Source organism: Amycolatopsis thermoflava N1165 (assembly GCF_000473265.1).
In the GTDB taxonomy this organism is placed as follows: domain Bacteria; phylum Actinomycetota; class Actinomycetes; order Mycobacteriales; family Pseudonocardiaceae; genus Amycolatopsis_E; species Amycolatopsis_E thermoflava.
Genome location: NZ_KI421511.1, coordinates 2,949,920 through 2,962,340 on the forward strand (window position 1 = coordinate 2,949,920; position 12,421 = coordinate 2,962,340).

At 66.0% G+C, this 12,421-nt stretch carries 10 protein-coding genes and 1 pseudogene; 4 read left to right on the forward strand and 7 right to left on the reverse strand.

Annotation, left to right across the window (positions count from 1 at the left end; genetic code table 11):
- Positions 1-246 precede the first annotated feature (246 nt).
- Positions 247-465: a hypothetical protein gene (locus AMYTH_RS0114805; RefSeq protein ID WP_027930980.1), complete on the forward strand. Its 219-nt coding sequence runs from the start codon at positions 247-249 to the stop codon at positions 463-465.
- An 859-nt stretch (positions 466-1,324) separates the two neighbouring features.
- Here AMYTH_RS0114805 and acuI read toward each other — a convergent pair.
- From acuI to AMYTH_RS0114830, 5 genes are all read right to left on the reverse strand, one after another.
- Positions 1,325-2,308: an acrylyl-CoA reductase (NADPH) gene (acuI, locus tag AMYTH_RS0114810; RefSeq protein WP_027930981.1), complete on the reverse strand. Its 984-nt coding sequence runs from the start codon at positions 2,306-2,308 to the stop codon at positions 1,325-1,327.
- Between the two features lie 34 nt (positions 2,309-2,342).
- Positions 2,343-3,176, reverse strand: a complete 834-nt coding sequence (locus AMYTH_RS0114815) for a mycofactocin-coupled SDR family oxidoreductase (RefSeq protein WP_027930982.1) — start codon at positions 3,174-3,176, stop codon at positions 2,343-2,345.
- A gap of 63 nt (positions 3,177-3,239) precedes the next feature.
- A complete protein-coding gene (locus tag AMYTH_RS0114820) occupies positions 3,240-3,767 on the reverse strand; it encodes a flavin reductase family protein (protein WP_051362678.1) in 528 nt (175 codons plus the stop codon).
- Positions 3,764-4,672: an alpha/beta hydrolase gene (locus tag AMYTH_RS0114825; protein WP_037322543.1), complete on the reverse strand. Its 909-nt coding sequence runs from the start codon at positions 4,670-4,672 to the stop codon at positions 3,764-3,766. Before AMYTH_RS0114825 ends, AMYTH_RS0114820 begins: the two co-directional genes overlap by 4 nt.
- Before the next feature lie 132 nt (positions 4,673-4,804).
- Positions 4,805-5,947, reverse strand: coding sequence for an LLM class flavin-dependent oxidoreductase (locus tag AMYTH_RS0114830; protein ID WP_228684765.1), 1,143 nt, complete (start codon positions 5,945-5,947; stop codon positions 4,805-4,807).
- 336 nt (positions 5,948-6,283) lie between these two features.
- Between AMYTH_RS0114830 and AMYTH_RS0114835 the strand changes: the two genes are divergently transcribed.
- The gene (locus AMYTH_RS0114835) at positions 6,284-8,068 is read left to right on the forward strand and encodes a sigma-54-dependent Fis family transcriptional regulator (RefSeq protein ID WP_027930986.1); all 1,785 of its coding nucleotides are present in this window, start codon (positions 6,284-6,286) and stop codon (positions 8,066-8,068) included.
- A gap of 92 nt (positions 8,069-8,160) precedes the next feature.
- Here the strand turns inward: AMYTH_RS0114835 and AMYTH_RS51210 are convergent.
- Positions 8,161-8,707, reverse strand: a pseudogene (locus tag AMYTH_RS51210) (transposase); the annotation flags it as partial.
- A gap of 128 nt (positions 8,708-8,835) precedes the next feature.
- Positions 8,836-10,065 (reverse strand): IS256 family transposase, encoded by a 1,230-nt coding sequence (locus tag AMYTH_RS0114845; RefSeq protein WP_037322544.1) that lies wholly within the window; start codon positions 10,063-10,065, stop codon positions 8,836-8,838.
- 369 nt (positions 10,066-10,434) lie between these two features.
- Here AMYTH_RS0114845 and AMYTH_RS0114850 point away from each other — a divergent pair, with 369 nt between their 5' ends.
- A complete protein-coding gene (locus AMYTH_RS0114850) occupies positions 10,435-11,322 on the forward strand; it encodes an SMP-30/gluconolactonase/LRE family protein (RefSeq protein WP_027930989.1) in 888 nt (295 codons plus the stop codon).
- Between the two features lie 35 nt (positions 11,323-11,357).
- The gene (gene ribB / locus AMYTH_RS44865) at positions 11,358-12,404 is read left to right on the forward strand and encodes a 3,4-dihydroxy-2-butanone-4-phosphate synthase (protein ID WP_051362679.1); all 1,047 of its coding nucleotides are present in this window, start codon (positions 11,358-11,360) and stop codon (positions 12,402-12,404) included.
- Positions 12,405-12,421 lie beyond the last annotated feature (17 nt).

A 12,421-nucleotide genomic window follows, 5' to 3' on the forward strand; every position in this document is an offset into this window, starting at 1 on the left:
AGAGCCGAGTTCGCCGAGCCGCTGTCGCCGTCATCGGAGTTTTCGCCCTCACCGGCTGCTCCGGGGCGACCGGCACACCTCCCCCCCGAGCAACACGCAGCGTTCGCTCCACGCTTCGACGGTCTCTACGCCGGCCGGATCTCCGCCGACCCCAACCGCGTCGAACTGATCCGCTACTTCCCCAACGGGGACGCCTACGAAGCCAACATCCACAACGTCAGCGACCCCGACGAAACACTCGAGTCGATGATCACCACCTACCGCGAACTCCTCCGCCCCGGCGGCGGCAAAGACCTCGGCCCGTGGAAGTACAACGCAGACGGCAGCTTCACCGCGACCAGCTACCTCGCCCCCGTCACCGCCACCATCTCCAACTTCACCCCCGACGCGTTCGACGTCCACCTCGACAGCCGCGTGCCCCGCTACGTCGCCACCGTCCACCTCACCTTCTCCCCTGACCGGTGAAGCGCGAGAAGCACGAGGCCCGCCCGGGATCCTGTCCATGAACTTGTCCATGAACGATCGTCACCTCATGCCAGCGCTGCCCAGCTTCACGGACCTCAGCCTTCCGCTGCCTGCAGGCTCTCCTCCTGCCGGGTGATTTCGGACTCTCATAATCCCTTGGCCGCGGGTTCGAGCCCCGCCCGGCCCACCGGTTCTGGCCAGCGGAAACAACTTCAGTCGGATCAACGATGTTGATCATTGGCTGCGGCGGCCTTCGATGCGAGTCACCTAGGGTGATGGCTCGAACGGGCCTTGAAGCCCGCCGGCGTGACCACATCGAGCAGCACGGCGCCTGCCGCCGAGCGGCAACGAGCCCGCAGAACCGTAGCTTGCCCTCGACGACCCCACGTCGCCTGATGGCGCGGTCACGGTCTCGCGCAGGTGGGGGAACCCGAAGCAATCCAGGTGCTCACCTCGGCGCTCGGCAGACTGGACCCAACGTTCACCCGAGCCCAGATCTGCCTGCGCGTCGACCTCGGCTTCGCTCTGCTGAAGCACGATGAACGCGAAGAGGCCGCCAAGCACCCCGGAAAGGCCGCTTCCATGGCGGCGAGCATCGGCTCACAACGCCAAAGCAGGATCCGGAAGACTCAGCTGGCCCCTTGCCCCCCAACTGGTCGACAAAACGAGCCGACCTGGGATCGCACTCGAGCGGGGCCGCGACCACGACAGCCTGGTTTCTGCGGCGATGTCCGGCGGCGCCGGATGGACGTACGGGAATGCCTGCGTTCAGCGAGCTTTGACGGCAGGTCTCCACATGTGCCAGGCGCGTACCGTCTGCACAATCTCCAGAGCACAGGCACCCCTCCCCAACCCCTGGTCAGTTGTTCACGTCGACGACGATCCGGCCTCTGATCCGGCCGTCAAGCAGCTTCGACGCTGCCGGGATCGCCTCGCTCAACCCGATCTCCTGGCTGATGTCCTCCAAGTGCGCCAGGTGAAGCTCGCGGCTCAGCCTCTCCCACGCGGTCTTGCGGCGGGTGTAGGGCTGAGTGACGCTGTTGACGCCCAGCAGGCGCACTCCCCGCAGAATGAAAGGCGCGACCGACGCGGGGAAATCCAAACCCTGCGCCATTCCGCAAGCCGCAACGAGGCCCTCCGAGCGGGTCGCGGCACACACGTTGGCGAGGGTATGGCTGCCTACCGAATCGATCGCCGCGGCCCATCGCTCCTTGGTGAGCGGACGTCCGGGCTCGGACAGCTCGGCCCGGTCGATGACCGCGCCGGCTCCCAACCGCTGCAGGTAACCCGCCTCGGATGGCCGTCCGGTCGCGGCGACCACCGAATAGCCGCGTCGAGCCAGCAACGAGACCGCGAAGCTACCGACTCCACCGCTGGCGCCGGTGACGAGAACCTCGCCGTCTTCCGGTGTGAGGCCATTGCTCTCCAGAGCCATGAGGCACAACATCGCCGTGTATCCTGCGGTCCCGACGGCCATGGCTTGCCTTTCGTCGAGTCCAGCAGGCAGCGGGATGAGCCACTCTCCGCGCACCCGGGCCCGCTGAGCGAGCCCACCCCAGTGCGTCTCTCCGATGCCCCAGCCGTTCAGCAGGACGTGGTCACCTGGCGCATAGCCCGGGTCGCCGCTGGACTCGACGACGCCGGCCAGATCGATGCCAGGCACCATCGGAAAGCTGCGGACGACGGGCCCCTTACCGGTGATGGCAAGTGCGTCCTTGTAGTTGAGGCTGCTGTAGACGATCCGCACGGTCACATCGCCGTCGGGCAACTCCTCTTCCCCGAGGTTCCGCACCTCGGCCTGGTAGTCGGTATTGCTTCGGTCGATGAGGATCGCTTTGAGCATGATGCTCCTCCGGTGACGATCGCTTCCAGATCGATCAGAGCAGGCTGCTCCCCGCGTCGATGGCGAGCGCCGCGCCAGTGATGTACCGGGCCTCGTCACTTGCCAGGAAGAGGAGTGCGTTGGAAATGTCGACCGGCTCCACCCACGGGACAGGCAACATCTGCAGCCTGCTCGACGCCGCCGCGAACTCCGCCTTCGTGGCGCCCTGCTTACCCGCGAACAGGTCGTAGATGGGCTGGTTATGGATCATGTCGGTGTTGACTTGCGTGGGATGCAGGCTGTTGACCCTGATACTGTCGGCTGCCAGTTCCATCGCGAGTGTGCGGGTCAACCCGACAACCCCGTGTTTGGCCGACACGTAGTGCGCCATGTTGGCGTATCCACGGAGGCCTGCGACCGAACTGGTAAGGATGATCGAGCCCCCACGACCAGCGTTCTTGAGGCTGGGGATCGCTGCCTTGACGGTGTGCCACACGCCGGTGAGGTTGATGTCGATCATCGTGCGCCACTCGTCTTCGGGGAGCGACTCCGTGGTGGTCGGGGTGCCCACGACCCCAGCGTTCGCGCTGACGATGTCCAACCGCCCGAGAATACTGACGCCTTCCTCCACCGCGGCCTTCACGGCGTCGAAATCGCGCACATCCGCCTGCTTCGCGACGATACGCCGGCCCAGACCTTTCACCTGCCGCTCCGTCTCGGCAAGGTCCTCTTCGGTCGCCGCGGCGCTCACCTCGTACGGCACTCGCCGGCAGACGTCGATCGCGATGATGTCGGCGCCCTCCTGCGCCAATCGCAGCGCGTGTGACCGGCCCTGCCCGCGCGCAGCACCGGTGATGAAGGCGACTTTGCCTTCAACCCTTCCAGCCATGATGTCCTCCTACAGTCACATCGCTATTGGTGAACTCGACTTCGATTGCTTTCGTGGCAGCAGTCACCCTCTGCCGGAGCCGGCCAGCGGGTCCAACCGGTGGAAGGAAGAGGCGTGGAACACCAGGGGGTCGACGTCGCTCGGCATCGCCATTCGCTGTACACGGAGCAGCACGACATCGTGGTCTCCGCCCCGCAGCTCGGCCTCCACGGTGCAGTCGATCCAAGCGGCCGCGTCCGGCAGGAACAGTGCTCCGTCCTCGCTGCTCGCGACCTCCAGATCCGCGAAGCGGTCTCCATTCCGCGACGAGAGCCTGCGCGCCGTCTCCGCCTGCGAAACCCCGAGCACGCTCACCCCGAGTCGGGGAGCTCGGCGCAGCGATGGCCACGTGCGAGAGCTGTGGGCAGGGCAGATCGAAACCAGTGGCGGGTCGAGGGAGACCGAGGTGAAGGAGCTGAACGCCATCCCGACGGCGTTCCCGTCCACCAGCGCGCACACCGAGACGACGCCACTGGGAAAGGCTCCGAAGACACGTCGGAGGTCGGCTGTGCCGGCGGGCTGGGTCAGCTCCGTCTGTACGGGAGTGCTCATTGCTTCCCCCACCTGGTAGCCAGCCAAGCGGCGGCATTGGCGACCGTGGCATCCGCCTCAGGCGCACGTCCGACCATGAGAATGTAGACATGCTGCATGCCGGGCGAGAGTTCGGCGGTGACGTCGACACCGGCTGCCCGGGCACGTGCTACGAACCGCTCGCTGTCGCTCTGCAACGTTTCCTGGTCGCCGTAGGCCACGTAGATCGGCGGCAGCCCCCGGAGCTCGGCATGGAGCGGGCTCGCCAAGGGGTCCGTCGGCGAGGTCCCGTTCAGGTACATGGTGGCCATGTTCTCCGCGACCGGCCGCTGCACGAACGCGTCGCTCGCCGCATTGGTCTCGAACGTCGGGCCCGTGCACGTGAGGTCGAGCCACGGTGAGAAGGCCACGATGGCGGCCGGAAGCGGCAGGCCCTGGTCACGAAGCCGGACCGCGAGGGCTGTGACCAGGTTGCCGCCTGCCGAGTCGCCGGCGAATGCGATGTCCTCCGGAGCGAATCCCTGGCCGACGAGCCACTCCACGGCAGCGGCCGCGTCGTCGAGCGCCGCCGGGAAGGGAGCCTCGGGCGCCAGCCGGTAGTCAAGGACAAGAACCGGCGCACCGAGGAGACGGGCCAGGTGTCCGCCCAGCTTCCGGTGCGTGTGCATCGAGCTGCCGACGAACCCACCACCGTGCAGGTAGAGCACGGCACCCCTGGCCGTGTGTTTCGTGGGTGTGCACACGATGCCGGCACACTTGCCGACGTTCACCTCCGCGTAGGTGACATCCGTCGGCTCGGCGCTGCGGGCGTGCAGTTCCTCGAGCATTGCCCGGATGGTCGCGAGATCGGCGTCAGGGTTGGCGGCGAGACGCTCGGTGAAGGAATTGAAGTGGACGCGCAACGCGTCGGACTCGACACTGGGCATGATTGTCCTCAAGAGTTGATCGGTGGTCCGCCGCGGCCTCGCCGGCGCTGTGGGTGGCAGCGGCTTCGCGCGGCGCTGGGGCCGGTCGTCGGGAACTGAGTCCGCGCGGCCGGCCACGAGCCGCAGAACTGGTCAGAGATCCTTCAACACCGGGATGACCTTCTCGGCGAACAACCGCATGCTCGCCTCGGCCTTGTCATGCGGCAGACCGGCGTAGGTGAACGCGCAGTTCAGGTGGTAGTCGCCGATCACGGCACGTCGCGCCCGCACCTTCTCGATGATCTGCTCGGGCGTACCCCACGTCTGCGCGTCGACATAGGCGGCGGCGGAGGCTTCCTGGCCGGCCTCGCGGATGACCTCGGCCACCGCGTTGTAGGACTCGTAGCCCGCCGTGCCGGCGAAATGCGTCCCGCCGAACTCGTAGTGGCGCATGACCTGGATGAAGTAGCGCGAGATGTACTCCGTCGCGGTCTGCTTGGCCTCCTCGGGGTCCTCCGCGCAGTAGACGAACTCGGTCAGCGTCGGAGCAGGCGCCTCGCGGCCCTGCTTCTTGCGGAAGGATTCCCGGTAGGACTCGATCAGCGGGGCGTGCTTCTCGATCGGGAACTGGACGAAGGTCGCCATGGCGGCACCAAGCTCCGCTGCGACGTCCAGAGAGTCGGGCGACATGGCAATGCACACCGTGCGGTCACGGAACCCCCGCGGCGGGGCGGGCGCGATCTGGGCTGACGGCTGCGGGAACAGCGGACCGTCGCCCGACATGACACCCGTCTCGAGGGCGCGGAGGACCATCTCGGCGGACTCGTCGAACCGCTCGCGCGCCTCGTTCATGTCCATGCCGAGCGACGCGTACTCCATCCGCGAGAGGCCCCGACCGAGACCGAGTCGCACGCGTCCCTCGGCGAGGATGTCGAGCATCGCGATCTTCTCCGCGACCCGGAGGGGCTGGGTCCACCATGGCAGGATCACCGCCGCCGGGACGAGCTCGATCGAGTTCGTCTTCGCAGCCAGGTAGGACAGCAGCTGCATGTTGTCGGGACACATCGAGTACTGCGCATCAAAGTGGTGCTCGACGCACCAGATGGCGGAGAAGCCGAGCGGCTCGGCCAGCTCAGCCAGGTAGAGGTCTTTGCGGTAGAGCTCCGCATCGGACTGGTTCGCGTCCGAATTCTGAAAAAGAAGCTGGAAACTGGGGATCATGATTCGGCGTCCTCCTGGTGCGACGAGGGAAATTCCTGCCACGTTCTTGCCGCTGAGATGGATCGACGTATCCATCGGGTGTCGCGCTACTTTCGACGCCGTTAACTCTGTCACCGACGACGCGCTTCACTGTGTCGCATTCTGCGACGATGTGCCGCCCGGACCGCACCTGTGTCGAATTGCGACAACCAGGGAGGCCGCCTCTGACTGTCTCGTTATGGGACACTGCGCGAGGCGTGACTGAGGTAACATCGACGGCAAGGTGGGCGCCGGGCCGCAGCGTGACGGCCCCAAGCTCCTCGCAGCGCACGGGAGGAGGACCAGGCGAGATGACAGCCTCGGATGGCCCTCGGCGGCCGGATGCGCTGGTAGCACCACCGGGCAACGATGCTCGAGTCAAGGAACCAAGAGATGAACGACTGGCTTCGAACAGCCGCCAAGGCGCGGGACGACATCTTTTCGAGCTCGCTTGACGTATCGACCCATTCATCCTCGGTCGTTCGTCCCACCGTTTACGAGTCGTGGCGGCGCTCCCGCTTGCAAGGCCTGGCCCCGGAGGCCGTCTCGCCCGTGGAGTTTTCCGAGATCGAGCTCGACAACTACCTGTCCCGAACGGTGACCTCAATTGTCGAGAAGCGAGCGGCAGCACTCGACCAGAGCGCGTGCGCACTGGTACTGACTGACCGTGACGGGAACCTGCTGCGCCGATGGGTGCGCGACCACGAAATGGCCGCGGACCTTGACGCGAAGGGCGTCGCCGCCGGTTTCACGATGGATGAGTCAACGGTCGGCACCACCGGGCTCGTCACATTGCTGACCGGAAGGCCCGAGCTGATCCGGGGCCCCGAGCACTTCTCCGAGAAGTTCAAGCAGTACAGCTGCGCGAGCGCGCCGGTCGTCCACCCGATCAGGCGAACGCTGCTCGGAAGCGTCTCGTTGATCTGCCGGGTGGCGGACACGACTCCGTTGATGCTGTCCTGGGTGACCGACCTGATCACGGCGGTCGAGGAGGCGCTGCGCGCCCGCGCCTGCCAGCGCGAACAACGCCTGTTCGAGGCCTACACGACCTACAATCGGGACGTACGTCACCCCATCGTGGCGCTCGACATGACGACCATCATCACCAACGCGGCCGCTGCTCGCCTGCTGGGCGGCGTCGATCAAACGCTGCTGTGGGAGCACGCGCGGCGCAGCCTCCGTGAGCGCAGGAGCGGGCCGACCAGCCTGACACTGCCGAACGGCGAGGTGCTCAGCGTCGACTGCTGTCCCCTGTCCGGGCAGGACACGGACGCCGGCGCGATCCTGTTCCTTCGAAAAGGATCCGCTACTCGGCGCAAGTCCGAAGCCGGCGCCCTTCCCAAGCGTTCGGTGTTGCTGCCTGGCCTCGTGGGCAGATCCGAGAAGTGGCGCGCGCTGTGCTTCCAGGCGCACCGCCTACGGAACGGAACCAGCCCGGTGCTGGTTGTGGGCGAGCCGGGTTCGGGGCGGCTCGCGGTGGCGGAGGCGCTGCAGGACGCACAGGCTGTCCGTGTCGTGGATGCGATCGACGCGGCGGCGCTGGGGGACGGCCGCTGGGTCCAGCACCTCCACGTGCAACTCGAGGACCCCACTTGTGTCCTGGTCATACGGCACGTTGACTCGTTGGAGCCGTCAACCGCTGTCGCCACACTGGCCGCGCTGCGCCGCACGCCGCCCGCACGGCTACTGGCCACCGCCCAGCGCAGGTCCGGCGAGCGTGCCGCACACAACGCCCTGCTCGACCACTTCGAGTCCGTCCTCGAGGTTCCCCCGCTGCGCGAGCGCCTCGACGACTTCCCCGACCTGCTCGCGCGGTTCTCCGAACAGGTGGCGGGAGCGAAGAACTCAGTCGAGTGGACCCCGGAGGTCGTCCAGGCCCTGACTCGACTCGAGTGGCCCGGCAACCTCAACTCGCTCAAGACCTTGGTGCGCCGCACCGTCACTGGCAGCGGCGCTACGAAGATCGGTACCGACGACCTTCCGCCCGAGTACGTAGCCCGCGCCGCGCGGCGCCAGCTCGCCACCTTGGAACAGATCGAAGCGCAGACGATTCTCCAGGCCTTACGCGAGGCAGGAGGCAACAAACACCAGGCAGCGCTTGCCCTGGGCATCGCGCGATCGACCCTGTACCGAAAAATCAGAGCACTCGGCCTCGATCTCTCCGCCAGCATTTACTGACCGAAAGGAGGCCGGGCCGCCCAACGCCCGCACTCTCCGGCCACCACTTGGTCAACTCGCCATCAACAAGACGTTTCCGGCATTACGGGTGATGCGGCGAGGAAGAACGCGGGTTTGAGCTTGCGGTTGCCGGTCCGGGCTGGATGGTCGCTTTTGATGCTGGTGCCGGAGCTGCGGGTGACGGGGGCGATGCCGGCGTAGGCGGCTAAGTGGCTGGAGCTGGTGAAGTTTGAGGCACCGCCGTTCTCGAGCGAGATGCGGGCTGCGCTCCTGGCGCCGATGCCGGCATCGAGGTCAGGACCGGGGCAAGAGGGTGCGCATCGAGTATCTCCTCGACCTGCGTGAGTTGCTCAAGCCCGGTTTCAAGCTGTCGGCTAGCCGCGGGAGCACGGTGTCCGCGGCGGCAGTGCCGGGGCCGTGACGGTCCGTTCGGCCAGTGCAGCCATGATCACCTCCAGTGAGCAGACGTCGACCGGCCGTGTCGTGCGTGGCAGCGAGCGGGCGGCGTCGGCGATGACGAACGCATCCCGGGCACCGGTCTTGGCCTGGCCCCGGTAGACAACCGGCTGCACGGGCAACCGCGACCGGCAGCGCACCGATCGTGGCTGGCTGGTCGACCACCACGAGCAGTGGCCCATGCTGGTGAGCTCGTGGAACGTCGACCGGGGCATCAGTCATACCAAACCGGCGGCCACAGCTCCTTGATTCAGCAGGTCACGTCCCGCCGTGTGGTGTAAGTCGTTGCGCGAGAGGCTCTGCGGTTCAGATCATGCCGTCATGAGCTCGGGTGTGGCTACCTTTTCCTCGGTTGGTGGGGTGGTGAGCAGGGCCATGGTGGCTTCGCCGAGGTAGCGGCGGTCGGTGGCCTGCCATTCATCGTGGGCCTCGACCAGGACCGCGCCGGCCAGTCGGAGCAGGGCTTCGGGGTTGGGAAAGACGCCGACGACGTCGGTGCGGCGCTTGACTTCCTTGTTCAGCCGTTCGAGGGGGTTGGTGGACCAGATCTTCTTCCAGTGCGCGGTGGGGAACGAGGCGAACGCGAGCAGGTCCTCGGTGGCGTCGCGCAGCATCGACTCCACCTTCGACGACTGCCGGCCGAGCATTCCGGCGATGACACCGAGCTGTTCACGGACGTGCGCGGCGTCGGGCTGGGCGAAGATCGTGCGGATCGCCGCTGCCACCATCTCGGAGCTGCCTTTGGGGACCTGGGCCAGCACATTGCGCAGGAAATGCACCCGGCAACGCTGCCAGGCGGCGCCGAGCAACACCGCGGAGATGGCCTGTTTCAGCCCGGTGTGGGCATCGGAGATGACCAGCTGCACCCCGCCCAGGCCGCGGGCCTTGAGCGAACGGAGGAACGCCGTCCAGAACGCCCCGTCCTCGGAGTCACCGACGGCGAAGCCGAGGACCTCGCGCCACCCGTCGGCCCGGACCCCGGTGGCGATCACCACCGCCTGGGACACCACGCGGTGGTTGACCCGGGTCTTGCAGTAGGTGGTGTCAAGGAACACGTAGGGAAAATGTTGCTCACCCAGCGATCGGTCCCGGAATGCGCCGACCTCGGTGTCCAGATCAGCGCAGATCCTCGATACCTCGGACTTGGAGATGCCGGTGTCCGCACCCAAGGCTTTCACCAGATCGTCGACCTTGCGGGTGGACACCCCGTGCAGGTAGGCCTCCATCACCACCGCGAACAACGCCTGATCCACCCGTCGCCGACGCTCCAACAACGACGGGAAGAACGACCCGGTGCGCAGCTTCGGGATCCGCAACTCCAGATCCCCAGCCGTGGTCGACAGCGTGCGGGTCCGGTGGCCATTGCGCTGGGCGGTGCGGCTCTCGGTGCGCTCGTGCAGGCCAGCGCCGATCGCCTCGGTGAGCTCGGCCTCGATCAGCGCCTGATAGATCGTCTCCGCCGCCTGACGGACACGATCACCAACATCGGCGACCTTGAGTGCATCGAGTACTTCAAGCAGGGCAGACTGGTCCAGGGCCATCGCGTGACGCCTCTCCACGGGTTCCTTGGCGGGTTCCTGCAGAGACTCACGCGATGGCCCCCTCCACGCGCTCAGCCACGCCGAACAAGACCCAGACTTACACCACCAGCGGGGACATGACCTGATCAGCAACCACGAAAAGGCTAACGGGGGACTACCGAACATTGAACTGTCGCAAGTTGCGACAACTCACTTCAGCCCAATCCTGCGACAATCGGCTTGAGTCCGGCATCACCGTTCGCAGACCCCACACGCAGCCGGACGTGGGCGGGCCGCCAGAACCGCGGCCCGCACCTGCGAAACACGGTCCACAATCACACCGGCTCACACAGCCGGGCAATTCAGCGCAATGAGAGGACACGGTAAACGATGAGCGCGCTGACCACCATTATCTCTGGAATGTCGTTTCTGGAATGCCCTCGTTGGCATGAAGGCCGCATTTGGGTCTCCGACTTCTACACCAATCGCGTTTTTTCCGCGGCCGCGGACGGCACCGGCCTCCGGACCGAACTCGAGGTCCCGAACCAACCAGGTGGTCTTGGCTGGCTTCCCGACGGCCGGTTGCTCGTGGTTTCCGCCCGGGACTTCACGTTGCTGCGTCGAGAGCATGATGGCCGGGTCGTCGTCCATGCGGACCTGAGTGGACATGTCAGCGGAAATCTCAACGACATGGTCGTCGATCGCCTCGGACGCGCCTACGTGGGGAACTTCGGCTTCGACATCGGCGCTGGAGCTGATCCCATCCCGACGAACTTGGTCAGGGTGGACCCCGACGGCACTGTCGCCGAAGCCGCGGATGGCCTCCATTTTCCGAACGGGAGCGTCATCACCGACGACAACGTGCTGGTCGTCGGTGAGACCTTCGCGAACCGGATGACCGCATTCGATATCGAAGACAGCGGACAGCTCACGAATCAGCGGATCTGGGCGAAGTTCGGGGAGGTGCCGACCGGGGATTTCGCCACGGTCCTGAGTCAGGTGAAGGTCGCCCCCGACGGTTGCTGTCTCGACGCCGAGGGGGCGTTGTGGGTAGCGGATGCCTTGAACGGCAGGGTGATCCGCGTGCAGGAGGGTGGGGACATCGTCGATGAAATACAGGTCGGTAGCGGTGTCTACGCATGCATGCTGGGTGGGGACGACGGTCGGACGCTGTTCCTGTGCACAGCTCCGGACTTCGACCCGGCTGCGCGGGCCAGTACACACGAGTCCGATCTGCTGACCGTCCGCGTTTCCGTGCCGCACGGCGGCCGCCCGTAGCCGGCATTCGTGATCGTCGCGAGGAGACACATAGGATGTCCAAGAGTTCACAGAGCGCAATCGACAAGCGCGTTCGCTCCGCCCTGAGCGCGATTGCCGCCGGGCGACCGGTGGTAGTCGTCGACGATCAAAACCGGGAGAATGAGGGAGATCTCATCTTCGCGGCAGAACTCGCGACCCCAAAACTGGTCGCCTTCACCGTCAGGCACACTTCCGGTTTCCTCTGTGTCGCCCTTGCCGGCGAGGCGTGCGACCGGCTCAACCTGGTCCCCATGACCCACGCCAACCAAGATCGATACCACACCGCCTACCAGGTGACCGTCGACTTGGTCGGCACCGGTACAGGAATCTCCGCAAAGTCCCGTGCGGCCACAATCGCCGCCTTGGGATCCGACGACGCGAACCCGGAAGATTTTTCACGTCCGGGCCACGTCGTACCGTTGCGTGCACGCGCGGGCGGAGTTCTCGAACGGCCCGGTCACACCGAAGCGGCAGTCGATCTGGCCCGGCTTGCGGGCCGCACGCCCGCCGGAGCGCTCTGCGAGATCGTGTCCGTGAACCGGCCTAACGAAATGGCCAAAGGTGACGAACTAGCGCGTTTCGCTCTCGAGCACGGACTCGTGCACTTGTCCGTTGCCGACATCATCGATTACCGGCTCCGCCACGAAACCCAGTTCACACGCGTCACTGAGGCGACACTGCCCACGTCGTTCGGACGGTTCCTCGCTCTGGGCTACAGCGAGTACCTGTCCGGCAACGAGTATCTGGCCCTGGTCGCGGGAACGGGCGATGGCCGTGTTCCCGTCTACGTTCACGCCGAATGTCTTTGCGGTGACGTCTTCGGAGCCGTTTCGTGCACGTGCCGAGGAAACCTTGATCGCGCACTCACGGAGTTCGGCAGAACAGGTCGCGGGGTGGTGATCTACCTGCGGCCGGACGGCAGAGCAAGGGCCTGCGGACTGCTGCAGGCGGACACGCCTCCTCAACCTGGCCCAGAGATCGTCGTACCCAACATTCTTGCCGATCTCGGTCTCGACGCCGTGTACGAGTTCGAGCAGCACCCCAGACCCGCGGCGGGGTGACTACAGCCACACAGCCC